Here is a 23,821-nt window from a genome sequence, read left to right on the forward strand (position 1 = left end):
GAAGAGATGGGCGCATATCTCATTCGCCGGTTATTGCTGATCATTCCTACGATTTGGGCAATTATCACCATCAACTTTTTTATCGTGCAAATCGCACCCGGCGGCCCGGTCGATCAGGCTATCGCTGCTATTGAGTATGGCGATCAGAGCAATCTCCCCGGTAGCGGCGGCGGTGGAATGGGCGCTACGCATGCGCGCACTGGCGTCGGCGATGCGTTGAGCAATAACAGCCATTATCGTGGTGGTCGCGGTCTTGATCCGCAAGTCATTGAAGAGATCAAAAAGCGCTACGGTTTTGATAAGCCGATGTACCAGCGCTATTTCAAAATGCTGTGGGATTACGCGCGTTTCGACTTTGGTGACAGCCTGTTTCGCAGCGCGTCGGTGTTACATTTGATTAAGGACAGCCTGCCGGTTTCGGTGACTATTGGTTTGTGGGGTACGCTGATTATCTATCTGGTGTCCATTCCCCTGGGCATTCGCAAAGCGGTCTATAACGGTAGCCGCTTTGATAGCTGGAGCAGTGCGCTGATTATTGTCGGCTACGCTATTCCCCCTTTTTTGTTTGCCATCTTGTTGATTATTTTCTTTGCGGGCGGCAGCTATTACGACTTCTTCCCGCTACGCGGCCTGGTGTCGACCAACTTCGACACCCTACCGTGGTATAAGCAAATCACCGACTACTTATGGCACATCGCTCTGCCGGTGCTGGCGACAGTGATTGGTGGTTTCGCCGCGCTGACCATGCTGACCAAAAACTCCTTCCTTGATGAGATCCGTAAGCAGTATGTGGTGACCGCGCGCGCCAAAGGTGTCAGCGAGCGCAATATCATGCGCAAACATGTGTTTCGTAACGCCATGCTGCTGGTGATTGCCGGTTTCCCGGCGACATTTATCAGCATGTTTTTCACCAGTTCGTTGCTGATTGAGGTGATTTTTTCCCTTAACGGGCTCGGGCTGTTGGGTTATGAAGCCACCGTCTCGCGAGACTATCCGGTGATGTTTGGCACACTCTATATTTTCTCTTTGATCGGCCTGCTGCTGAATATCCTCAGTGATATCACCTATACGCTGGTGGATCCGCGAATCGATTTCGAGGGGCGCTGATGCTTCAATTAAGCTACATCAATCAGGCGCGCTGGGCGCGTTTTCGCCATAACCGCCGCGGATATTGGTCGCTGTGGATTTTTTTGGTGATTTTTGTTCTGAGTCTGTGCGCCGAGCTGGTGGCCAACGATAAACCTCTGCTGGTGCGCTATCAGGGGCATTGGTTCGCGCCCGTGGTGAGAGATTACAGCGAAAACGACTTTGGCGGTCCCTTCGCGACGCCTGCTGATTACCATGATCCCTGGCTACAAAAGCAGCTTGAAGAGCACGGGTGGGTGCTATGGGCGCCGATACGTTTTGGCGCGCGCAGCATCAATTACGCCACCACGCAGCCCTTCCCGTCACCGCCTTCGGCGCAAAACTGGCTGGGTACCGATGCGAACGGTGGAGACGTGCTGGCGCGCCTTCTTTACGGCACGCGCATCTCACTTCTGTTCGGTTTAATGCTGACCCTCTTTTCCAGCGTTATCGGTGTCCTGGCTGGCGCGGTACAGGGCTATTACGGCGGCAAAATTGATCTGCTCGGCCAGCGTTTTATTGAAGTCTGGTCAGGCTTGCCCACGCTGTTTTTAATCATCTTGCTTTCGAGTGTGATCCAACCTGGTTTCTGGTGGCTTCTCGGCATCACGGTGGTGTTCGGTTGGATGACGCTGGTGAGCGTCGTGCGCGCCGAATTTCTGCGTACGCGTAATTTCGACTATATCCGCGCCGCGCAGGCGATGGGCGTGGGCGATCGTGGCATTATATTGCGTCATATGCTGCCCAATGCGATGGTCGCGACCCTGACGTTCCTGCCGTTTATCCTTTGCGGTTCGATCGGCACACTCACCTCGCTCGATTTCCTCGGCTTTGGTCTGCCGCTCGGCTCACCGTCGCTGGGCGAATTGCTGCTGCAGGGGAAAAACAATTTACAGGCACCGTGGCTGGGTATCGCCGCTTTTGTCTCTACCGCTTTGCTGCTTTCGCTACTTATTTTCATTGGCGAAGCCGTGCGCGACGCGTTTGACCCAAATAAGGCGGTGTAAGATGGCTACTCCCCTGCTCTCTATCGATGCTCTGACAATCGCCTTTCGCCAGCGTGAAACGCTGCATCCCGTCGTCAATGACCTCTCCTTACGGATTGAGGCGGGCGAAACACTGGCACTGGTAGGCGAATCCGGCTCCGGCAAAAGCGTTAGCGCATTATCGATCCTGCGCCTGCTCCCCTCACCGCCGGTGGTTTACCCTGCCGGTGATATCCTGTTTCATGGCGACTCGTTGTTGCATGCCAGCGAAAGAACCTTGCGCGGGATACGCGGTAATAAAATCGCCATGATTTTCCAGGAGCCGATGGTCTCCCTGAACCCACTACATACGCTGGAAAAACAGCTCTATGAAGTGCTCTCTTTGCATCGCGGTATGCGGCGAGAAGCCGGGCGGGCGGAAATCCTTGACTGCCTGGATCGCGTGGGGATCCGCAACGCGCGCGCGCGGTTGAGCGATTTCCCGCATCAGCTATCCGGCGGTGAGCGCCAGCGCGTGATGATCGCGATGGCGCTGCTCACGCGTCCTGAATTGCTGATTGCCGATGAGCCAACGACCGCGCTTGATGTCTCTGTGCAGGCGCAAATCCTGACGTTATTGCGCGAACTGCGCGATGAGCTAAATATGGGGCTGCTGTTTATCACCCACGATTTGAGCATTGTACGTAAGCTGGCAGACAATGTAGCGGTGATGCAAAACGGCCGCTGTGTCGAGCAAAACAGTGCGCAGACGCTGTTTCTCGCACCGGCGCATCCTTATACGCAAAAGCTACTGAACAGCGAACCTAGCGGCAACCCCGTCACTCTTCATCCCGATGCACAGCCCTTGTTACGGGTCGAAAATCTCGCCGTTAGCTTCCCTGTTCGAAAAGGGATCTTTAGGCGTGTGGTGGATAACAATACGGTGGTGAAGGATATCAGCTTTACGCTGCGCCCCGGTGAAACACTCGGCCTGGTAGGGGAGTCCGGTTCAGGGAAAAGCACCACCGGGCTGGCATTGCTGCGACTGGTCGCCTCGCGCGGGACGATCCTGTTCGATAATAAACCGCTGCATCAATGGAACCGGAAGCAGATGCTGCCAGTGCGCCATCGAATTCAGGTGGTCTTTCAGGATCCTAACTCTGCGCTGAACCCAAGGCTGAACGTTCAGCAAATTATTGAAGAGGGGCTGAGAGTCCATCACCCTGAGCTATCGCGTGACGCACGCGAACAGCGTGTGATCGACGTGATGCGAGAAGTCGGGCTGGATACCGAAACGCGACACCGCTTCCCCGGTGAGTTTTCCGGCGGCCAGCGCCAGCGTATTGCTATCGCCCGTGCGCTGATCCTCAAACCTGAGCTGATCATTCTCGATGAGCCAACTTCGTCGCTGGATCGCACTGTGCAGGCGCAAATTCTCGCGCTGTTGAAATCATTACAGGAAACCTACCGGCTGGCGTACATCTTCATTAGCCACGATCTGCAGGTTGTGCGCACGTTGTGCCATCAAGTGATTGTGCTGAAAGAGGGCGAAGTGGTGGAACAAGGAGAGTGCCGACGTGTGTTTGATGCGCCTGCGCAGGCGTATACACGCCAGCTTTTGGCGTTAAGCTAAATCAGAAAGGATTTTGTCTGGAGAAAGGCTCCGCGATGGCAACGCCAAAATTTTTCAGGCGGCAGGTCGCGGCAAACTCATCTTCGCAGTTGACGAACAGGCACGGTTCCCCTTCGCATTCGAGCACGGAGCAATTCACTTCGATATCACTTAGCGCCTGGCTGAGCTTGTGCATGACAGGCCAGGCGTTGTCACCATCCGGACTCAGCAGTTTTAAAGCCACCAGCGTGTCGTTCGCCGCCAAGCCATTTTGCGGAATCGGTTCAACTTTGGCGCCTGCAAAACCATCCAGCCAGCGATAGCACTGGGGCAGACGGTGGATAATGGAGAGCTGTAATGTATTCACTTTATTTCCCCAGAAGCACTTTCACTTCACAAATATTTCACACTTATATTAACACATTATTGACAATTCATCCTGTCAACCACGTAGAAATGAACGCATCCCGCGCGGCGTGTGGGGTAGTCACTCATTTATCAGGATATTATGGGTAAGCGACAGGCCTGGTTTCGGGGTATATGTACCCGTTTCTGCGATCTAACTCAACCTTTTTCACTACAATGATGTGACTTTTTACACGAAAGGATTTTACATAATATAAACAAATAAGGGTGGCGGTAAGTTGTTTCTGGTTGACATGAATCAAAAAAGGGAGCGTTTTTGCTCCCTGTTCAGGCAGGTTAAGCCGGTTTTTTCGCCCGGCTGGCGTAGAGATAGAAGAGAATCGAGCAGGTAGCGCAGAAGGTAATCGACCAAATCATCGGCCAGGCGGTGTTAAACGTCGCCATCGACAACAGCGCACCAACAATTGCGCCAATACCAAAACGGAACGTCCCCGCCAGTGATGAGGCCGTACCCGCCATATGCGGAAACTCATCCAGGATCACCGCCATTGCGTTTGAAGCCACCAGCGCTACACAGCCGACAAACGCCGCAACGCCCAGCACCAACGACCAGAAGCCGACATCCAGCAGCGCCGTTACCACCATCCACAACGCCATGGCAAATTGCACCCATAGCCCGCTGCGGAACATATTCAATGCGCCCACGCGGCGGACAATACGGCCATTGATAATCGTCGTCACAAACAGGAACACAATGTTCAGTGCAAAGTAGTAACCAAAGTCCTGCGGTGAGATATGGTTAATTTCGATATAGACAAACGGCCCGGCGCTGAGAAAAGAGAACATACCTGCAAAGCTGAAACCACTCGCCAGCATATAACTCAGCACACGTTTATGGCGAAACAGCGACGCGAAGTTGCCAAGCGTGGTGCGAAAATGGAATTTATGACGTTTTTCAACCGGAAGCGTTTCGCGGATAAAAAAGACAATCATTGCCGAAACCAGCAATGCGGCAATCGCCAGGATCCAGAAAATCACATGCCAGTTGAACCAGACCAGCACTGCGCCACCAATCATTGGTGCCAGCAGCGGCGCAATAGTCGTCACCAGCATGACAAACGACATCATGCGGGAGAACTCCTCACGCGGGTAGATATCGCGCATCAGCGCGTTAATCACCACGCTTGCCGCAGCCGCCGCAAGACCATGGAAAAAACGCATGATAATCAACTGCTCAATACTCTGCGCCAGCGCACAGGCAACGGCAGCGGCGGCAAAAATCAGCGTGCCGCCGAGGATCACGGGTTTACGTCCGATGCTGTCGGCCATCGGGCCGTAGAACAACTGCCCTACCGCAAAGCCCAGAATATAGGTACTCAGCGTCATCTGTGCGCTGCCCGCCGGAACGCCAAACTGTTCGGCAATCACCGGCAGCGCGGGCAGATACATATCGATGGATAACGGCATCAACATGGCCAACAGACCAAGAATAAACACAATGCTCAGTGATGAGTGCGGCCTGCGGGTCACGTAAATCTCCTGAATTAGCGGGGGGGCATGCCAACGCTGGCAATTTCATCTTCGGTCAACGGTCGGTATTCACCAGGTTCGAGCTCCGAATCCAGCGTAATCGCACCAATGCGCTCGCGGTGCAAACCCACGACATGGTTGCCGACCGCAGCGAACATCCGTTTAACCTGGTGATAACGCCCTTCGCTGATGGTCAGACGCACCTGTGTTGGCGTGATGATTTCCAGCACCGCAGGCATGGTGAGATCTTTTTCATTATGCAACTGTACGCCACGGGCAAACTGCTCAGCGGTGTCATCTGCCACCGGCGATTCCAGCGTCACCAGATAGGTTTTTTCACAGTGATGTCGCGGCGAAGTGATGCGATGCGACCATTGACCATCATCGGTCATCAATACCAGACCGGTGGTATCAATATCCAGCCGCCCTGCCGCATGCAGCTTATGCGCCACTGGTTCATCGAGGAAATAGAGTACCGTCGGGTGATCCGGATCGTCCGTCGAGCAGACGTAGCCTTCCGGCTTGTGCAGCATAAAGTAACGCGGGCCATTTTGCTGAACGAGGGTGTTACCGTCGTATTCAACCTCGTGTTCGGGTTGCAGTTTAAAAGCGGTATCTCTGACGATCTCACCATTGACCGTAACGCGCTGGCCGCGGATTTCACGCCCGGCAATAGCGCGGCTGACGCCGAGTTGCTGAGCGATAAACTTATCAAGTCGCATGAAATTTTTTTGCCTGTATGGTGCTGGGTGCGGGCAATGCGCCCAAAAACAGAAATGAGTACCTGAACAGTATAACGAGCATCACAGACCGCTCAAAGGAAAGATTCGTGGCATACTGTGCAGTGTGAATATGTAACCCCTGCGAGATAATGACTTTTACCTTACGCCCCTATCAACGCGAAGCGGTGGACGCCACCCTCGCCCACTTCCGTCAACATGCCGAACCTGCAGTCATTGTGCTGCCCACCGGTGCAGGAAAGAGCCTGGTTATCGCCGAACTGGCGCGGTTGGCGCGTGGGCGCGTATTGGTGCTGGCGCATGTTAAAGAGCTGGTGGCGCAAAACCACGCAAAATATGTCGCGTTGGGGCTGGAGGCCGATATTTTTGCTGCCGGGCTTAAACGTAAACAGAGCCACGGCAAAGTCGTGTTTGGCAGCGTCCAGTCCGTTGCACGTAACCTGGCGCAGTTTCAGGGCGAGTTTTCCCTGCTGGTGATCGATGAGTGCCACCGCATCAGCGACGACGATGACAGCCAGTACCAACAGATCCTCAGCCACTTACGCGAAGTGAACCCTCACCTGCGTTTGCTTGGTCTAACGGCGACGCCTTTTCGCCTCGGGAAAGGCTGGATTTACCGTTTTCATTATCACGGCATGGTGCGCGGTGATGAAAAAGCCCTGTTTCGCGACTGTATTTATGAATTGCCGCTGCGCTACATGATTAAACACGGCTACCTCACACCGCCGGAACGGCTGGATATGCCAGTAGTGCAGTACGATTTCAGCCGTTTGCAGGCGCAAAGTAACGGCCTGTTTAGCGAAGCCAGCCTAAATCGCGAGCTAAAAAAGCAGCAGCGCATTACGCCACACATTGTTAGCCAGATTGTGGAATTTGCGCAGACACGCAAAGGAGTGATGATTTTTGCCGCCACCGTCGAACATGCGCGCGAGATTACGGGCCTGTTACCGGCCGATGACGCTGCGCTGATCACCGGTGAAACCCCCGGCCCGCAGCGTGATGCCTTAATCGAAGCCTTCAAAAACCAGCAATTTCGCTTTCTGGTAAACGTGGCGGTGCTAACAACGGGCTTTGATGCACCGCATGTGGATTTGATAGCCATTCTGCGTCCGACAGAGTCCGTCAGCCTGTATCAGCAAATTGTTGGTCGCGGCCTGCGCCTCGCACCTGGAAAAACCGACTGCCTAATCCTTGACTACGCTGGTAACCCGCACGATCTCTATGCCCCGGAAATCGGCGCGCCAAAAGGCAAAAGCGATAATGTGCCGGTGCAGGTGTTCTGCCCGGCGTGCGGTTTTGCCAATACCTTTTGGGGAAAAACCACCGCCGACGGTACGCTAATTGAACATTTCGGTCGCCGCTGCCAGGGCTGGCTGGAAGATGATGAAGGCCACCGCGAGCAGTGCGATTTTCGTTTTCGCTTTAAAAATTGCCCGCAGTGCAACGCAGAAAATGATATCGCCGCCCGGCGCTGTCGCACCTGCGATGCAGTGCTCGTCGACCCGGACGATATGCTAAAAGCGGCGCTGAAACTGAAGGATGCGCTGGTGCTGCGCTGTAGTGGCATGACATTACAACAGGGTGCGGACGAAAAAGGCGAATGGCTGAAAATCACCTATTACGATGAAGATGGCGCGGATGTCAGTGAGCGCTTCCGTCTGCAAACCGCCGCCCAACGCACCGCCTTTGAGCAACTCTTTATTCGCCCACATACTCGCACGCCTGGCGTGCCGCTGCGCTGGATTGTCGCAGCGGATATCGTGGCGCAGCAGGTGCTGTTACGCCATCCTGATTTTGTCGTCGCTCGTATGAAAGGCCAGTTCTGGCAAGTGCGCGAAAAAGTGTTCGATTACGAAGGCCGTTTCCGGCGGGCACATGAATTACGCGGATAAACGCGCTTTTGATTGATGTATTAAACATTCGGGGATAGAATACCGCCCGCTTTTGCATCCGCAAAGCCGATCATCTGCCTGTTGCTGGGTCGCCTGTAACAGGATTATTTAAGAGAGATTCAAATGTTTACTATTAACGCAGAAGTACGTAAAGAGCAGGGTAAGGGTGCGAGCCGCCGCCTGCGTATTGCTAACAAGTTCCCGGCTATCGTTTACGGTGGAACTGAAGCACCAATCGCTATCGAACTGGATCACGACAAAGTGTGGAACATGCAGTCTAAAGCTGAGTTCTACAGCGAAGTTCTGACCATTGCTGTTGATGGCAAAGAAGTAAAAGTAAAAGTTCAGGCTGTACAACGTCACCCGTACAAAGCCAAACTGAACCACATCGACTTCGTTCGCGCTTAATCGCCAACAAGTTGAAGAAACCCCGCTCCGGCGGGGTTTTTTTATGCCCGATCGCTATCGATAAGTGGCGGGTCAATCCGCCTGCTCGTGTTTAAGCTGATTGAGTAATGTCCGTGCGCAGCAGTGAAATCGATACCCGGACGTAGAGCCATACGTTAACGGCTCGTGGGTCGTAAAGCAGAAAACCTGCCTTTACAGGCAGGTTCAGAGGATTACTTCCCGCCGGATAAGCGACGTTGTAGCTGGTCACGCAGATTCGGTGGCGTACCTTTAATGGTCAGCGTGTCGGTCGCCGGATCCCAGAAAATGCGCTCACCGAGGAGTAAAGCATCGAAATTGATGGTCAGTCCACCGCCGCTACCGGCGTATTTAGTCAGTTGGCGTAGCGTGCTGCGATCTGCCGGAAAGCTCTCTTCCAGCTCGTAGCCCTGGTCTGCTGTAAACTCCTCGAAACTCACTTCGCTCACGCCTGCCAGCTCTTTGGAGAGCGAGGCCAGTTCAATCTCTTCTCCCGCCTGCAACTGCTCGTTACAGTAGGTGTAGACCTGTTGGCGCACCGTCTGGCGTTCTGATTTATCCAACTCCGCCTGGGCGGTAAAATCGTCCACCGCTTGCAACAACCCGCGGTTTTGCGCCTTGGCATTCAGCCCTTCGCTAGCACCGAGGAAATCCATAAAGAAGTCGGCGACTTTTCGCCCTACCCGACCTTTCAGGAATGTCAGGTAGCGGGTCGACTCCAGATTGGTTTCCCACTCCGTTAGATCGATACGCGCGACGATATCCGCATGGTTAATATCCAGATAATGTGTGGAGCTGATATCCAGATTTTCATTAACACGCATGCTGCTTAAGTTGTTCAGCACTGCGACCAGCAGATATTCCACCGCCAGGTAACGGTAGTGGCAAAAAAGCACAATACCGCCATCAGCGAACGGATATTTTGCCAGTTCATCACGTAAGCGCCCGGTTGCCGCACGGCTGAAGGCCAGAAACTCTTCTTCACCCTGGCGCTGAAGACGCAGTGCTTGTGCCAGCTCGCTCTCATCGTTAAACAGGCCGTAGGCTTTATTTTTCGCGCTGTAAACCCGATGCAACTCAGCGACCATCTCTTCGACAGGCGCAGTGGGTTCCAGCAAAGAATCGCGCAGCACCAGTTCGAGGGTTTGCTCATCACGTTTGATAAGCTGGTGCAGGGCAATCTGGTTGATGTCCAGACTCATGATAAACTCTCCTTTTAGACCGGCGGTATTCAACCACCACCAACGCGACTGTGCAACTGCTGATAAAAAAGCAGAAAAAAAGCTGTTGCTACGGTAATATGTTGCCCTTTCATGAACAGACTGATTTCGATTTATGCCACAAATCTCCCGCTACAGTGATGAACACGTTGAAAAGCTACTGAGTGAGCTGGCTAACGTACTGGAAAAACACAAAGCACCGACCGACCTATCCCTGATGGTGTTGGGCAATATGGTGACGAACCTGATTAATACCAGCGTCGCCCCCGCACAGCGTCAGGCTATCGCGAAGTCGTTCGCGCAGGCGTTACAATCGTCCATCGGCGACGACCAGGCGCATTAAGGGAAATATCGACAGTTTATGGTGACTAATCGTCAGCGCTACCGTGAAAAAGTCTCCCAGATGGTAAGCTGGGGGCACTGGTTCGCGTTGTTCAACATTTTGTTGTCCATCGTGCTCGGTAGCCGTTATCTGTTTGTTGCCGACTGGCCGACCACTCTCTCCGGGCGGGTTTATTCCTACCTGAGCGTGGTCGGACATTTTAGTTTTTTGGTTTTCGCCACCTATCTGCTGGTGCTGTTTCCACTGACATTTATTGTGATGTCCCAGCGGCTGATGCGCGTGCTGTCGGCGCTGCTGGCAACCGCCGGCATGACACTGTTGCTCATCGACAGTGAAGTCTTTACCCGTTTTCACCTGCATCTCAATCCGATCGTCTGGGAACTGGTCATTAACCCGGATCAAAACGAAACCGCGCGTGACTGGCAGTTAATGTTTATCAGCGTGCCGGTGATCCTGCTGATTGAGATGTTGTTTGCGACCTGGAGCTGGCAGAAACTGCGCAGTCTCACCCGGCGTCGCCACTTTGCCAAACCGTTGGCCGCTTTTTTCTTCGTCGCCTTTATTGCCACCCACGTGATGTACATTTGGGCCGACGCTAATTTCTATCGCCCCATTACCATGCAGCGAGCGAATCTGCCGCTCTCCTACCCAATGACCGCGCGTCGTTTCCTGGAAAAACACGGACTACTGGATGCGCAAGATTATCAGCGCCGCCTGGTGGAGCAAGGCAACCCGGAAGCGGTGTCGGTTCAGTACCCGCTAAGTGATTTGCGTTACCAGGATATGGGTTCCGGTCAGAATGTATTGCTGATTACCGTCGACGGTCTCAACTATTCACGTTATGAGAAACAGATGCCGCAGTTGGCGAGCTTCGCCCAGCAAAACGTCACGTTTACGCAGCATATGAGTTCTGGTAATAGCGCTGATGGCGGCTATTTCGGCCTGTTTTATGGCATATCCCCAAGTTATATGGATGGCGTGCTGTCGGCGCGTATCCCGGCGGCGCTTATTACCGCCTTTAACCAGCAGGGCTATCAATTGGGGCTGTTCTCTTCCGACGGTTTTAGTAGCCCACTTTATCGCCAGGCGCTGTTATCTGATTTTTCGCTGCCCACGGCAAAAATACAGAGCGATGAACAAACCGCTGACCAGTGGATTAGTTGGCTGGGGCATTATGCACAGGAAGATAACCGCTGGTTCTCGTGGATTTCGCTAAACGGCACAGCGTCCGTTGATATGTCGCAGCCAGGCTTTGCCCGTAAATATGGCAAAGCGGCGGCCAATGTCGACGAGCAAATCGCTCGCGTGCTGGATGCTTTGCGCGCCTCCGGGAAGCTTGATGACACGGTGGTGATTATCACCGCCGGACACGGCATTCCGGAAAGCAAAGAAGATAACCATTTTGACTGGTCACGCAGTCGGTTACACGTGCCGCTGGTCGTACACTGGCCGGGGACACCAGCGCAACGTATTAGCAAGTTGACGGATCATAAAGATATTATGACCACCCTGATGCAACGCCTGCTGCATGTCAGCACACCTGCAAGCGAGTACTCGCAAGGTCAGGATCTGTTTAACGCCATGCGCCGTCATAACTGGGTAACCGCTGCGGACAGCGAAGTGCTGGCGATTACCACGCCGGAACTAACACTGGTGCTGAATCAGAATGGAAATTACCAGACCTGGAATGCGCAGGGTGAGAAAATTCGCGATCAGAAACCGCAACTCAGTTTGCTGCTGCAGGTTCTGACGGATGAAAAACGTTTTATCGCTAACTGATTGATTAATTATGAATCACTCAGCCTGCCCTTAGCTTGCAATCAGCCATGAAAAGGGTACTATTAGCGCCACATATCGGCACGTAGCGCAGCCTGGTAGCGCACTGTCATGGGGTGTCAGGGGTCGGAGGTTCAAATCCTCTCGTGCCGACCAAATTACAGTATGGTGTGGTTCATTTCAGACCATAGACCTCGATAAAAACCGCATTCACACTGTGTTTGCGGTTTTTTTCATTCATAGCAGTTCAGTCTGATACATTTACAGCCAGGTATTTTTGTTATCCGTTTTGTTATACACCCACGATATAGCAATGAGTTGTAGTACGTAGTTTCAAAGATACCGGCCTCACGGCAGACATCTTTCACTGTTCGTCCGGCTTCAACCGACTTGATCACAGCGTTGATCAGATGCTCAGTAAAATGGACTTTACGCATAGCGAGCCCCTTCGTTGGCAGAATGAGTATGCAGGAAGAGCTCTGAAAGTGAATGGGTCGATTATGCCGCGTACTTACACTAAGAGCCCGCATAGCACAAACCCTGCGTTTTTTTATTCCCGTAATTGACTCTGGCCTATGGTCTACTTCCCAACCAATAATACACATTGAAACGTATTACCGTTTTTGAAATACCTAAAAGTTAAAAAGAAGCTGGCCATAAATCAGCTTCCTTTCCCACAGTTACCACATGCATAACGGTCAATAATTATCCAGGTCAATAACATTATCAAACAGGGATAATGTTTTAACATCATGTGTAGATAATATAATCGTTTTATCACTGGTCATTAAAGAGTCTAATGCCAGCATAGCACTTTTTTCATCAAGATTAGCGGTCGGCTCATCGAGCAAAATAATAGATTTAGATGAAAGTAATGCCCTGCAAAGCATTAATCGCTGTAATTGACCGGAAGAAAGAACGGGATTACTTGGTGATATTTTAGTGTACAACCCTGCAGGTAAAGATGTAATCACCTCCAACAATCCAAATTTTGTCAACATTGCACGGCAATCACGTTCATTAGCCTCTCCACCACTATACCAGACGATATTATCATAAATCGTGCCGTTAAAGACGATAGAGCCTTGTGGAAGATAATACATATTGGAATAAAACAGATGCAGGTCATCTTTATTAATTTCATGACCATCTATAATAAAATTACCGTTTCCTGGCTTATATAATCCAGACAATAACTTCAATAATGTACTTTTCCCAGCACCAGAAGTTCCTATTACAGCCGTCCTGGAATGCAACAGTATTTCAATAGTTAAATTTTTAATAATTGAACTATCAGGTCCATAACCAAATTGTAGATTCTGGACACAAACTGATTCTTTAATTGTAGAATGCTGACGAGTAATGTCGATTTCTTTGTAAGATAACATATCTTTTAATCGCTCATCAGAGACATTTTGCAGCTTCTGCGCAACACAACATTGATAAAATTGATTGATGCTATCCATCGCAATCTTTCTGAAAAACCAAAAAGCAATCACATTTCCGTAAGATATATGTAATTCACTTATGCTATAAAATGAGATCCATAAAAACAATATTGAATCAATATTACTCAGAAATGAAAATATTGCACTCTGTCTAATATCGGTAGAGCTTACCTTTTTGTATCGATGAAACAACACTTCAAGTAGAGCATTATACCTTCCAAGGATGCCAGTGCTTAGCTCACCAGACCTAATCGCCTGGATTCCATTTATTGTTTCAAGATTAAATGTTTCAACATCCGAAACACTTTCCTCAAGGCTTTTTGAAAATGACTTTTTGATACCTGCAAAGTAATAACTAATGCAACCAAAGATTGCCATGGTTCCGATTGAGAGGATCGACAGAACAACGTTTAGCCATAACATTATACATAGAGTAACAACAGTTATAGTCAGTGCCTTATATTTATCATTAAGTATTTTCTCCCTGTTCAGAACAACCATTCCAATGGAATTTATCCGCTGATTAATATCAGCAGAAGATCGTCTTTCAAAGTAAGAAATATCTTTCTTTAGCAACCTTTTAAATAATGAAGGCTTATATTTTGTTGCTGCATTTATCGCAGCATTCAGACCATATTTGTTGCTAATGTATTGCAGGAATGATATAAGACAAAAAAGCATAATCATTCCCATAAACATAATATTGATCTGTTCATCTACAAAGAAATTTTGGTCTTTAGATATAAATGAGAACAGCATCGGCGTAATCAAAGAAAAGAGCGATAAAAATATTGCCAGAAAACATCTTTTCATGATCCCCGGGAAAGAGAGTTTTTCTAGCCACCCTTTTTCACTTCTAATTTTACCCGAGCTTTTTTTATCATTATATAATGATTCATCAAGGATCAAGCCAAACCCCGTTGCCGATAGTTCAAGTTCTTCCGCCGAGATCATTAGCCTGCCAGTAGCAGGGTTTAAAACCTGAAAGAAGGCCCCGTGATGGCTATATACATAAACATAATGATTTCCGCCATAATGCAATATACATGGAACAGGTAAATATTGAATGCTGCTAACATCAAACTTAACCGGCAAGGCCTCATACCCGTATGATTTTAGTATTCTGACTAATAAATCGATGGACGCACCATTACCTCCACCCCATTTATCACGTAAGTCAGCTAATGTAGTATTTTCACCTAAGGTATTGAGCATCATGCAAACACATGAAAGCCCACACTCGGATATTTCTCCTTGATAAACCATTTCAGGAGAAGAATGATATTTCTTTTTCATAATATTAAATAAAACCTAAAAATTATAACTAAAGAAAGAGGTGTAGTGCCACAAAGTCCATTCATTGTTATATCTTCCGATACCCAACTCAACTAACTCTGGCATTTTCTTTTCGACCTTACGATGGCCAACGCAATCTAAAATATCTACATTTAAATTGTTTTTATCATCCAGTTGGATACAGTAAAATAACGTCGACTGTTTTAGCAGGCGGCTGAAAACAGGAATACCAGAGTGCAACTCACAGCTTCGCTCCAGCAACCGGACTGGATACGTTTTCATTTTTTTCTTTGTAAGCCTGGTTGTACATTCTGGAATTGCATCAGGAAAGATAACAAGGTTCTTTTGATTCTCTACCAGGGAAAAAATAATATCCTGGAAACTATTTCCTTCGTTACCCTTCATAGCTTCAGGGTTGAATTGTTCAATAGAGATACCCTGCGAGTTATTGTTTTGCTTTTCATGGAGACTTTGCATTGAATTGTGCACAGAGACAACGACCACCGGCTTTCTCGTAACCCGCGCAGCAATCACCGTTTGTAGAATATCCGAGACGGTGTGCAATGGCGCAAATATCAGATGAGAAGAGATTTTATTTTCATCAATATAGCTCCTTATTTTTTCCGCACAGGCTTCCAACTGTTCTAGCAGTTGTTTATTCTCATGAGCCAGGGCATTCTTTAATATTTTTTGTCGCATAACACAAAAAAAATGTGTTGTGGTACTTTGGAAACCAAGAATGTTGTAATGAGTTTGCCTGAAGCTACTATTCAGGCCATAATCCTTGCCAAATAGAAAACAATATTTTTTCGAAATATAGAGTAAAAACCTATAATCTATGTATTTAAAAAATAAAGCTACTAGCTTGCTTTTTATTATTCTAAAAACGGTTACTTTCTTATAATAAACACGAACATAACCTGACAATAACAAACTAAGAAATTCAAAGCCTGGCATCACGCTCTCTACTGGTCTGTATTTGTGAATTATACCAAAATGTTAAGCGGTCATTCCGCCATCAAGCACAATTGTTTGGCCTGTCATATATTGACAAGACTCACTAATCATAAACCGTGCAACCTTTGCCACCTCTTCCACAGAGCCAAATCGGCGCAACGGGATTTGCGAACGTAATTTTTTCAAGGCATCTGCCGATAAGTTTTGCGTCATATCGCTGTCTATGACCCCCGGAACCAGGCAATTAACGCGAACACCGAATCGAGCAACTTCAAGAGCCAATGACCGGGCCAGCCCAAAATGAGCCGCTTTGCTTGCACCATAAGCCGTTTGACCAATATTGCCTTTTATTCCCGTTACCGAACTCACAAGCAAAATAGCACCATCGCCATTCGCCATCATTTCAGAAAGTAGATACTTATTCCAATAAAAAATGGCGTTTAGGTTTGTATCAATCACATTCCGCCATTGATCAATCGATTGACGAATATGAAGTTCATCCTGAGTGACCCCGGCATTATGTATGACGGCTTTAGGCGGCCCATATCGATTTAACAAATCCTTCGCGACCATTTCCACCTGAACAACATCACAGTTATCGCAAACCACATGTTTAATGAAGGTCTTACCGGATTGTTTATTTTCATCCAGGCTGGATTTTGTCGACCGAGAAGTGAATATAATATTATTGTCACAACGCAATTCATTTACAATGGCTGAACCAATCCCGCGATTTCCACCTGTAACAAGGATCCATGAGTCACTCATTATTAAGTACCTAAAATGCTAAGCTGATAAAACGGATACACAAAACTCTTTGAGAGTAATGTCAGTTGATTTCATTGTGGCTTCGAAATTTATAGTTATATTAAATTCCTTTTTAACCAATACCATTAGCTCTACATAGTCAAGGCTATCTAATTCTAATTCGGAGATAGTCGTTTGCTCGTTTATCTCTTCTAAAGGAAGATCTTTTGCATCAGCAATAGTGGTTGCAATAGCGTTATAAAGTTCTGTGTACATATTCATTTCACCTGTTAGTTAATGGCAACTTTCAGTGTCGCCGAAATTTGCATGAGTGTGTTTTCTTTTTCTTTTGCCGTCACCTGAACTTGAATTAACCAGCCATAACTTGCATTACCAGTTATCAATGGTTTTTCAATAGAGAGACACAAACCTTCAATTTTTTGTCCCTCCCTGTAAAACAAGGAAGAATGGCAATAGAAATCGTAATGCGTTTGTAATACTTTTTCCTGCGACAACAATGCTGATAGCGAATGCACGGGAGTACATTCATTTAAAAAATCGGCAGGAAACCAATCCTTAGCCCTGAATAGTTCTCTGAACATTACTGAGGACAAAAAAACGGCATAATTTTGTTCAATGTCAGCTGGCCACAGTGCAACAGCCTCATCCTGATATTCCTTTGACAAAATCCTTTCAGCAATAACATCGTTGAACGCTGGGTAATTTGCCTGAAAAATAGCGCCGCGAATATGCGTGATGCCTGTAGAAGAATCAATCAATTTGAAGGTTGTTTTTATTTCTCCACCATTATGGCTTAAAGAGTACTTTGTGCCACACGATACCGGTTTTTCAAATTTTGCTGAAAATTTTATCGGGGCAGAATATGTTTCGCTAAAAATACCGGCATGATAAATCAGCTCGTTTTGTATATCCGCCAGTACACGCATGCCATGCGCAATCAATGCTGCTTGATTCAGTTTAGCGACAGCAAGTAGATCAAAGTGTATCGGGTTGTAATCACCTGAGAAATTGGCCCAACGCTTTCCGTGAAAGCCATCATAGGTAATGTCTGTCATAACGAGCGACCTATTACCAGAGCAGCATTTGTCCCCCCGAACCCAAAACTGAGATTCAGTACATTATCTACAACAGTCTGACGATGCTGGTTTGGAATGAAATCAAGGTTACATTCTGGATCGGGGCGGTTCAGATTACGTGTTGCCGGGAGGATATTGTTTTCCAACACCTTCAGACAGACAATACTTTCGAAGCTGCCTGCTGCAGCAATCAGATGCCCGCTGTATGATTTTGTGCTCGAAACGGGGATCTCATATGCATACCGCCCAAAAACATCTTTAATAGACTGTGTTTCATTGAGATCGTTGAGCATGGTTGAGGTTCCATGCGCATTTATATAACCAATTTCATTAACGCTTAACCCCGAATCAGCTAACGCTTTCTTGATAGCAGAAACGCGTGAAAGCTTATCCTGTGCAGGAGCGGTAAAATCAAATCCATCGGAGAAATTCCCGTATCCTTTAATTTCACCGAGTATGGTCGCCCCTCTTGCCAGGGCGGATTCCCGCTCCTCCATACACAGGATAGCCGCGCCTTCAGATAAAACGAACCCCGAGCGGTCAAGACTGAATGGGCAAGAGGCTTTTTGGACATCATGTTGTTCATGCGTTAACGCCTGAAGCACATCAATCATCCACACCGATGCATTTGATGTCAGTGATTCACTTCCACCGGCAAGCATCATGGTCATTTGCCCATTTTTAATTAATTCATAAGCCTCACCAATAGCCATGCTACCCGTGGCACATGCTGCTATTGGGGTATTTTGATAACCCCTCAATCCCCACATGATGCTGCAAGCGGCCGTTGCGATACCTGGCATGATATGAAAGCAGCTAAACGGCGAGCCAACACCAACGAGTTTATAATCATCATAATTATGGTAGGCATCATCAAGTCCCCCCCAGCCGGTGCCGACAATCGTGCCGCATTTCAGAGGGTCATAGATATCGGCAGGCTGAGACTGGTTAAATGCCATTGCAACAGCTTCCTGCGCAGCCGCAAGACCAAGACGTGCAAAACGAGGTAATTTTCGTCGAATAGAAGCAGGAACCCCCTTTAACTTAGGTTCATTCGCAATCAAGCCATAAAATTTCGAGTTAATACTCGCATCCGTTTTATCAACGTACTGATAACCTATTTGGTAATCCATAATAGATTCCCAGCTTTCTTCCGCTGAGCTTCCCAACGGCGTAATAGCACCGTAGCCGGTGATAACAACGCGTCTATGTTCCATTTTAACTTTTTACCTTGCTGTTAAATTCACCACCACCGATTGATAATAAAAACTTCATCGTAGAAGTTAGATAATCGTACTGACAATCGGCGTATGAAATCTTCTGATTAAGAACATTGTCCTGAGAGTCCAATAAGGTCTGAAACGATATATAACCAGATCTGTACTTAACTGTGTTTATTCGCATCAGATCCTGAGAAATTGATAGTGTCTTTTTTTGCATCTCAAGACCATATTCAGATTTATTTCGGGCATCTAAAGCGTTATCCACTTCAGATAACGCATTGAGCACGACTTTTCTGAAGTCATTAACTGATAACGCGACAGCAATCTTTTCTTTTTGTAATTCAAAACTCAACTTTCTCCATTGAAGCGGTGGGAAAGTGGTCGAGATAGATTGTAATAAGGTTTGCTCGCTAAACCATTGTGTGAAAATAGTGCTCCCCGCCCCGATTGTCGCGCCCAATGAGATAGAGGGAAAGAAATTAATCTTGGCCAGATCATAGCCCGTAATCGCTATTTTTATTCTGGATTCTGCGGCTCGTATATCCGGGCGCAGCGATATTATGTCCACAGACTTAAACAAAGGCAGTTTGATATCCTGGTATTCACCAAGTCCTTTTTTTTCTCTCGGACGGTCAATACTGTCTTTGTTATAGACAATGGCCATGGCGTTACGCTCATTTTCCCTTTGGCTAATAACATTCCGCAGTTGTAACTCACTTGAATAAATAGCTTGCGTTGCTAATAAGACATCAGATCTCGTGCCTGCTCCGCTTTCATATTTAGCGTTAACGACCAGATATGTAGACTTGGCGATCTCAAGTCGTTGTTTATAACACTCAATTTGTTCATTGAATTTAGCAATGTTCCAGAAACTTTTTGCAATTGAATCAATGATAACCAACACAGTGTTTTGCAAATCTTGTTCACTGGCATCAATGTTCCATTTACCCTGATCTCTCGTCCTCGCTAACTTACCCCATAAATCAAGTTCATAGCCCATTGACAAAGAAGAGCTGTAACTCTCCGTCGAAGGTGTACCATGCAATATAGTGCGGTTATTACTTGCACTCCATGACATATTAAAATCAGGGAAAAGATTCGTATTTATTTCACCAGAATCCAGCTTGATTTTTAGCAGATTCAACGCGGCTGCATGCAAATCGTTGTTATTCTTCAGCGTATCATTGATGATCGATGATAACAGAGGGTCATTGAATACACTCCACCATGCTTCATTCGTGATAGCATTTTTATAACCCGTTTTATCGCTTTGCCCCGACGTTGGGAATTTTATCTCTGGCGCATGATATTCAGTTTTCAACATGCTGCCGCAACCGGTGCATAATAAGCACAGCAATAACAATGATGGTTGTCTGAACTTCATTTGTAACCTAATGCTTTAGCGGGCGTATAAGATGATGCTTTCTTCGCCGGAACATAACCGAATACGATGCCAATGAAGCATGAAAACGCACAGGCAATAACAACCGGTGTTATTGTCAAAATCATGTCAAATTGGTTTGTCATAAGAGGGAATATAATGCTGGCTAAACTTGTTAAAGCTACGCCGACGGCTCCCCCTAAAAAACAGATAAATACAGACTCGATTAAAAACTGCCTTTTAATATCAACAGGACTCGCCCCTACAGAAAGACGAATGCCAATTTCATGAATGCGTTCTGTCACTGAAACAAACATAATGTTCATAACGCCCACCCCACCAACCAACAGCGAGATTGTAGAAATGGCTACCGTGAGCAGTTTCATTGATGTAGAGACATTCACGATCATTTCTGCCACTGACTCATTCGTGACCGTAAAAAAGTCCTTTTTACCGTGTGAAAACGTGAGCGCTTGCTCTATTTTCTCTCTTATAAGCTCAACGTGAGACTGATCTTTGGCCCGCACCTGGATGACTTCAAAGGGTATCAGACCCGTAATCCTGTTTATGTACGAGGTCCATGGTATCCAGGCTTTTAATGTCGTCTTTTCAGATGCCGTCGAGATATCTTTGATCACCCCGACCACCTCAAATGGGTAGCCGGAAATCTGCAAATATTTTCCTACCGCTTCATTCGATGAACCGAATGCGGTTTCTGCAAGCCTTGAGTCAATAACGGCAACGGCATCACTGGCGGTTATATTGTCAGTTTCAAACAAATGGCCTGCTAACACTTTATCAGTATCGAAGTACTCCTTACTGATACCTGTAAGCGCAGCGTCAATATCACCATCACCGCTATTTACCGTCGCCGTTGATGTCATGACCGGTGAAATTTTACTTTCAGGTAATAGCTCGGTAAGCATATCAACATCATCTTTCTCAAGAAGCTGATTACTGGGATCTGGCATTGACTTCCAGCTGGTACCTGGCCTGATTTCAATGGTGTTGGTGTCTAATAAATTCATTTCTTTCATAATACGATGGTGTGCGCCTTCGCTTATGGCAATAGACATAAGAACTGCAAAAACCCCAATAATGACACCCAGCATTGACAGAAACGCTCGTATCCTGTGGCCGTTCAGTGCTCTAAACGCAGTTCTGAATGCTTCGACGATCCCAAACATCATACCAAGCGGATTCTTTTCAAATGCCCTGGTGCGTGCTGCCTGGAGGTCACTGGTTGATACGCTGCTTTCGTCTTTAGCGATCCGACCATCATTCATGGATATGATTCGGTCGGCCTGCGACGCAATACTGTTATCATGCGTGACAAGGATAATAGTTTTGCCCTTTCGATTAAGCGTCTTGAATATGTCCATAACCTGGCAACCCGTAACACTATCCAGAGCCCCCGTGGGTTCATCTGCCAAAATAATGTCGGCATCATTCATTAGCGCTCTGGCAATGCTGACGCGCTGCTGCTGTCCGCCAGAAAGTTGGTTTGGGTTAAAATCAACGCGATCGCTTAAGCCGACCGACTCAAGTATTTTTTCCGCACGTTCATTTCTATTTTTATAGTTTTTTGAGGTGTATTGCGCGGGTAAAGCGACATTCTCTTTCGCGGTTAAGTAAGGCAAAAGATTGTACTTCTGGAAAACAAAGCCAATATATTTGTTTCGTAACTCAGCAACGTCGTCTTCATTTAACATCGATACGTCAATGCCGTAGAATGACATCTGCCCAGAGCTGATATCATCTAAGCAACCAATGGTATTCATCAGCGTGGTTTTACCAGAGCCTGATGGCCCGACGATTGCGATAAACTCGCCTTTTTTTATGGTTAGCGATACACCTTTCAGTGCAGAAACGATTTCGCCGCCACTCTCATACCGTTTATAAACATCTGATAATGTAATGTATTCATCGGTGCGGCTCATTTAGTCGCTACCCTTGGTTATAACATCGCCTATTTCTAATCCTTTAACAATCTCAGTGATTTTTGCGTTTTTAATCCCTGTTTGTACCCGTCTTTTTTCTATTTTATTGTTGTGAAGTAAATGAACGATATAATGGTCTTTGCTAACCATTTCGCCCAGGCAGTTTGTCGGAATGGCTTTAACGTTTTTTTTCTCTTCAACAACTAAATAAACCTGCACCGACATAGCAGGCTTTAAAACATGCTTATCATTTATTACGTCAAAACTTCCATTGTAATATGTAGCCGTTTTCTTACTCCCGGCAGAGTCACCTGAACTGCTTTTCATATCGTAAAGCATTTCTTCTGGTATTTGTTGTATCCTTTTTAGCATCCCTTTATAACGCGTTTCAGGAGAAGCAGTGACAGTAAACCATAAAGGCATGTCTGCCCTGGTTTTCAAAATATCCATTTCTGATATTTTGATATTTACAGTCATGACATCCAGATTAGCCACAACCAGAATTGTCGGCGCACTCTGTGATGAAACAATTGTCTGCCCTTCCTGGGTTAATATACCCAAGACGACGCCATCTATGGGTGATGTGATGCGCGTGTATTCTAAGTTTGCCAGGGCAGTGTTTAACTTCACTCTGGCCTGTGCTATTTGAATTTTATTTATATCTAGCTGTTCTTTGTCACTTTCATATTTTGTTTTCGCCGCCTCGAGGTCGCTCAGCGTTGTGGCGTCATCCACCGACATTTTCTTTTGTCGGTTATAATCACTCTTCGACTGTTTAAGCGACAGTGACGTGATCTTTTTTTGCACTAATGCCTTATTCAGCTCAGATTTAGCACTATCGACATCGTTTTGTGCAAGCGTAGGATCGATCTCAGCCAGCAACTGGCCCTTTTTGACTGCATCACCTTCCTTCACATGCAGCTTATTAAGCCGTCCATTAACCTGAGCCCCGACACTAACTTGCTCGTTGGGTTTTAGAACGCCGGTAGTGGTAATCAGCCGGTCGATATCAGAGTAGGTGACATGAGAACTTTCTTTCTTCGTTTTTTCAATAACGTCACTTTCCGAAAGAAATACGCTATTAACTGCATATACAGCAGGAACTATAGCTACTAATAAAGTCAGAAAAAAAGGTTTTATGTTCACACTCATGACCATTATAAAAGGCCAGAAACTGGCCTTTGTTTTAATTTTACTGCTTAATTAATGTTGTGAATTACTTCTCGTCACAACGTTTTGCTAAACCGTTTTTATCTGATTCATCACGGTACCAGCCATATACGCCATTAGCACGGTTATCAACAAAATAACATTCGCCGTATGGACCAATCATTCCGCCTACAACTGCTTTACTTTCTTTGGATTCTAATACTGTAGCTTTAAACATTTTAATTCCCTTGTGTAATAGTACTTCAATTAATTGCCAATCGTTCATTTCAGAACGGAATGAAATATATCGCATTACCAAAAAAATATTTAATCAATAAAAAATTAAAAGCATCTTTAAAAATTTAAAGCGTTTTTTTGAAATTTTTAAATTTTTTGTGAAGTTTTTAAGGTGTTTTTTGAAGTTTTAATGCGTTTATTTGAAGTTTTTAAAGCGCTTTTGAAAATTTTAAAGCGTTTTTGGAATGTATAAATGGTGTGTTTTTTAAACATCTATTTGCACGTCATTTTAAATGTAGCAAATATGTGAAGCAGCTGATAATTGACCCTGACCCGAAATCCTGCACCATC

Annotated in this window: 21 protein-coding genes, 1 tRNA gene and 1 pseudogene; 8 read left to right on the top strand and 15 right to left on the bottom strand. The window is 46.9% G+C overall.

Features of this window, described 5'->3' with window-relative positions:
* Positions 1-6: 6 nt before the first annotated feature.
* From yejB to yejF, 3 genes are read left to right on the top strand one after another with little or no spacing between them, the layout of a single operon-like run.
* The gene (gene yejB / locus E0L21_RS14740; protein ID WP_131410739.1) at positions 7-1,107 is read left to right on the top strand and encodes a microcin C ABC transporter permease YejB; all 1,101 of its coding nucleotides are present in this window, start codon (positions 7-9) and stop codon (positions 1,105-1,107) included.
* Positions 1,107-2,132: a microcin C ABC transporter permease gene (locus E0L21_RS14745; protein WP_131410741.1), complete on the top strand. Its 1,026-nt coding sequence runs from the start codon at positions 1,107-1,109 to the stop codon at positions 2,130-2,132. Before yejB ends, E0L21_RS14745 begins: the two co-directional genes overlap by 1 nt.
* A 1-nt stretch (position 2,133) precedes the next feature.
* Complete coding sequence (yejF, locus tag E0L21_RS14750; RefSeq protein ID WP_131410743.1) at positions 2,134-3,723, top strand: microcin C ABC transporter ATP-binding protein YejF; 1,590 nt, start codon at positions 2,134-2,136, stop codon at positions 3,721-3,723.
* Position 3,724: 1 nt separating this feature from the next.
* Here the strand turns inward: yejF and E0L21_RS14755 are convergent, their stop codons facing one another.
* The 3 genes from E0L21_RS14755 to rsuA form a co-directional block, all read right to left on the bottom strand.
* Positions 3,725-4,069, bottom strand: coding sequence for a YejG family protein (locus E0L21_RS14755; RefSeq protein WP_131410745.1), 345 nt, complete (start codon positions 4,067-4,069; stop codon positions 3,725-3,727).
* Between the two features lie 335 nt (positions 4,070-4,404).
* Entirely contained in the window at positions 4,405-5,598 is a 1,194-nt protein-coding gene (locus E0L21_RS14760; protein ID WP_131410747.1) for a Bcr/CflA family multidrug efflux MFS transporter, read from the bottom strand.
* Between the two features lie 14 nt (positions 5,599-5,612).
* A complete protein-coding gene (gene rsuA / locus E0L21_RS14765) occupies positions 5,613-6,320 on the bottom strand; it encodes a 16S rRNA pseudouridine(516) synthase RsuA (protein ID WP_131410749.1) in 708 nt (235 codons plus the stop codon).
* Between the two features lie 149 nt (positions 6,321-6,469).
* Between rsuA and E0L21_RS14770 the strand changes: the two genes are divergently transcribed.
* Positions 6,470-8,230 (top strand): DEAD/DEAH box helicase, encoded by a 1,761-nt coding sequence (locus E0L21_RS14770; protein WP_131410751.1) that lies wholly within the window; start codon positions 6,470-6,472, stop codon positions 8,228-8,230.
* Positions 8,231-8,353: 123 nt separating this feature from the next.
* Positions 8,354-8,638: a 50S ribosomal protein L25 gene (gene rplY / locus E0L21_RS14775; protein WP_131410753.1), complete on the top strand. Its 285-nt coding sequence runs from the start codon at positions 8,354-8,356 to the stop codon at positions 8,636-8,638.
* Between the two features lie 212 nt (positions 8,639-8,850).
* Here rplY and yejK read toward each other — a convergent pair whose 3' ends face one another.
* A complete protein-coding gene (yejK, locus tag E0L21_RS14780; RefSeq protein ID WP_131410755.1) occupies positions 8,851-9,858 on the bottom strand; it encodes a nucleoid-associated protein YejK in 1,008 nt (335 codons plus the stop codon).
* Positions 9,859-9,991: 133 nt separating this feature from the next.
* Between yejK and E0L21_RS14785 the strand changes: the two genes are divergently transcribed.
* The 3 genes from E0L21_RS14785 to E0L21_RS14795 all read left to right on the top strand — a co-directional run bounded on the left by E0L21_RS14785 (position 9,992) and on the right by E0L21_RS14795 (position 12,151).
* Complete coding sequence (locus E0L21_RS14785) at positions 9,992-10,219, top strand: YejL family protein (RefSeq protein ID WP_017458551.1); 228 nt, start codon at positions 9,992-9,994, stop codon at positions 10,217-10,219.
* A gap of 18 nt (positions 10,220-10,237) precedes the next feature.
* The gene (gene yejM, locus E0L21_RS14790; RefSeq protein WP_131410757.1) at positions 10,238-11,998 is read left to right on the top strand and encodes an LPS biosynthesis-modulating metalloenzyme YejM; all 1,761 of its coding nucleotides are present in this window, start codon (positions 10,238-10,240) and stop codon (positions 11,996-11,998) included.
* 76 nt (positions 11,999-12,074) lie between these two features.
* Positions 12,075-12,151: transfer RNA gene (locus E0L21_RS14795), tRNA-Pro, on the top strand.
* A 161-nt stretch (positions 12,152-12,312) separates the two neighbouring features.
* Here the strand turns inward: E0L21_RS14795 and E0L21_RS14800 are convergent.
* From E0L21_RS14800 to E0L21_RS25015, 11 genes and pseudogenes are all read right to left on the bottom strand, one after another.
* Positions 12,313-12,432: pseudogene (locus tag E0L21_RS14800) on the bottom strand (transposase); the annotation flags it as partial.
* A 261-nt stretch (positions 12,433-12,693) separates the two neighbouring features.
* Positions 12,694-14,739 (bottom strand): peptidase domain-containing ABC transporter, encoded by a 2,046-nt coding sequence (locus tag E0L21_RS14805; protein WP_131410759.1) that lies wholly within the window; start codon positions 14,737-14,739, stop codon positions 12,694-12,696.
* A gap of 15 nt (positions 14,740-14,754) precedes the next feature.
* On the bottom strand, positions 14,755-15,696 hold the full coding sequence (locus E0L21_RS14810; protein WP_131410761.1) for a hypothetical protein: 942 nt from the start codon (positions 15,694-15,696) through the stop codon (positions 14,755-14,757).
* Positions 15,697-15,738: 42 nt separating this feature from the next.
* Positions 15,739-16,464 carry an SDR family oxidoreductase gene (locus tag E0L21_RS14815; RefSeq protein ID WP_131410763.1) on the bottom strand — a complete coding sequence of 242 codons (726 nt, stop codon included), beginning with the start codon at positions 16,462-16,464 and terminating at the stop codon, positions 15,739-15,741.
* A gap of 18 nt (positions 16,465-16,482) precedes the next feature.
* On the bottom strand, positions 16,483-16,719 hold the full coding sequence (locus E0L21_RS14820) for an acyl carrier protein (RefSeq protein WP_380210626.1): 237 nt from the start codon (positions 16,717-16,719) through the stop codon (positions 16,483-16,485).
* Between the two features lie 14 nt (positions 16,720-16,733).
* Positions 16,734-17,519 carry a MaoC/PaaZ C-terminal domain-containing protein gene (locus tag E0L21_RS14825; RefSeq protein ID WP_131410767.1) on the bottom strand — a complete coding sequence of 262 codons (786 nt, stop codon included), beginning with the start codon at positions 17,517-17,519 and terminating at the stop codon, positions 16,734-16,736.
* Positions 17,516-18,757, bottom strand: coding sequence for a beta-ketoacyl-[acyl-carrier-protein] synthase family protein (locus E0L21_RS14830; RefSeq protein WP_131410769.1), 1,242 nt, complete (start codon positions 18,755-18,757; stop codon positions 17,516-17,518). The genes E0L21_RS14825 and E0L21_RS14830 overlap by 4 nt, the downstream gene beginning before the upstream one ends.
* Before the next feature lies 1 nt (position 18,758).
* Positions 18,759-20,147 carry an efflux transporter outer membrane subunit gene (locus E0L21_RS14835; RefSeq protein WP_131410771.1) on the bottom strand — a complete coding sequence of 463 codons (1,389 nt, stop codon included), beginning with the start codon at positions 20,145-20,147 and terminating at the stop codon, positions 18,759-18,761.
* The gene (locus E0L21_RS14840) at positions 20,144-22,084 is read right to left on the bottom strand and encodes an ATP-binding cassette domain-containing protein (RefSeq protein WP_131410773.1); all 1,941 of its coding nucleotides are present in this window, start codon (positions 22,082-22,084) and stop codon (positions 20,144-20,146) included. The genes E0L21_RS14835 and E0L21_RS14840 overlap by 4 nt, the downstream gene beginning before the upstream one ends.
* A complete protein-coding gene (locus E0L21_RS14845; RefSeq protein WP_165501918.1) occupies positions 22,085-23,230 on the bottom strand; it encodes an efflux RND transporter periplasmic adaptor subunit in 1,146 nt (381 codons plus the stop codon).
* Positions 23,231-23,300: 70 nt separating this feature from the next.
* Positions 23,301-23,471, bottom strand: coding sequence for a hypothetical protein (locus E0L21_RS25015; RefSeq protein WP_165501919.1), 171 nt, complete (start codon positions 23,469-23,471; stop codon positions 23,301-23,303).
* Positions 23,472-23,821: the final 350 nt, after the last annotated feature.

The sequence above is a fragment of the Kosakonia quasisacchari genome (genome assembly GCF_004331415.1).
Lineage (GTDB): Bacteria > Pseudomonadota > Gammaproteobacteria > Enterobacterales > Enterobacteriaceae > Kosakonia > Kosakonia quasisacchari.

Excerpts from the sequence above, each read along its gene's own strand:
- yejB (WP_131410739.1), top strand. The coding sequence starts at position 7 with ATGGGCGCATATCTCATTCGCCGGTTATTGCTGATCATTCCTACGATT.
- E0L21_RS14745 (WP_131410741.1), top strand. The coding sequence starts at position 1,107 with ATGCTTCAATTAAGCTACATCAATCAGGCGCGCTGGGCGCGTTTTCGC.
- yejF (WP_131410743.1), top strand. The coding sequence starts at position 2,134 with ATGGCTACTCCCCTGCTCTCTATCGATGCTCTGACAATCGCCTTTCGC.
- rsuA (WP_131410749.1), bottom strand. The coding sequence starts at position 6,320 with ATGCGACTTGATAAGTTTATCGCTCAGCAACTCGGCGTCAGCCGCGCT.
- E0L21_RS14770 (WP_131410751.1), top strand. The coding sequence starts at position 6,470 with ATGACTTTTACCTTACGCCCCTATCAACGCGAAGCGGTGGACGCCACC.
- rplY (WP_131410753.1), top strand. The coding sequence starts at position 8,354 with ATGTTTACTATTAACGCAGAAGTACGTAAAGAGCAGGGTAAGGGTGCG.
- yejK (WP_131410755.1), bottom strand. The coding sequence starts at position 9,858 with ATGAGTCTGGACATCAACCAGATTGCCCTGCACCAGCTTATCAAACGT.
- E0L21_RS14785 (WP_017458551.1), top strand. The coding sequence starts at position 9,992 with ATGCCACAAATCTCCCGCTACAGTGATGAACACGTTGAAAAGCTACTG.
- yejM (WP_131410757.1), top strand. The coding sequence starts at position 10,238 with ATGGTGACTAATCGTCAGCGCTACCGTGAAAAAGTCTCCCAGATGGTA.
- E0L21_RS14805 (WP_131410759.1), bottom strand. The coding sequence starts at position 14,739 with ATGAAAAAGAAATATCATTCTTCTCCTGAAATGGTTTATCAAGGAGAA.
- E0L21_RS14810 (WP_131410761.1), bottom strand. The coding sequence starts at position 15,696 with ATGCCAGGCTTTGAATTTCTTAGTTTGTTATTGTCAGGTTATGTTCGT.
- E0L21_RS14815 (WP_131410763.1), bottom strand. The coding sequence starts at position 16,464 with ATGAGTGACTCATGGATCCTTGTTACAGGTGGAAATCGCGGGATTGGT.
- E0L21_RS14820 (WP_380210626.1), bottom strand. The coding sequence starts at position 16,719 with ATGTACACAGAACTTTATAACGCTATTGCAACCACTATTGCTGATGCA.
- E0L21_RS14825 (WP_131410767.1), bottom strand. The coding sequence starts at position 17,519 with ATGACAGACATTACCTATGATGGCTTTCACGGAAAGCGTTGGGCCAAT.
- E0L21_RS14830 (WP_131410769.1), bottom strand. The coding sequence starts at position 18,757 with ATGGAACATAGACGCGTTGTTATCACCGGCTACGGTGCTATTACGCCG.
- E0L21_RS14835 (WP_131410771.1), bottom strand. The coding sequence starts at position 20,147 with ATGAAGTTCAGACAACCATCATTGTTATTGCTGTGCTTATTATGCACC.
- E0L21_RS14840 (WP_131410773.1), bottom strand. The coding sequence starts at position 22,084 with ATGAGCCGCACCGATGAATACATTACATTATCAGATGTTTATAAACGG.
- E0L21_RS25015 (WP_165501919.1), bottom strand. The coding sequence starts at position 23,471 with ATGTTTAAAGCTACAGTATTAGAATCCAAAGAAAGTAAAGCAGTTGTA.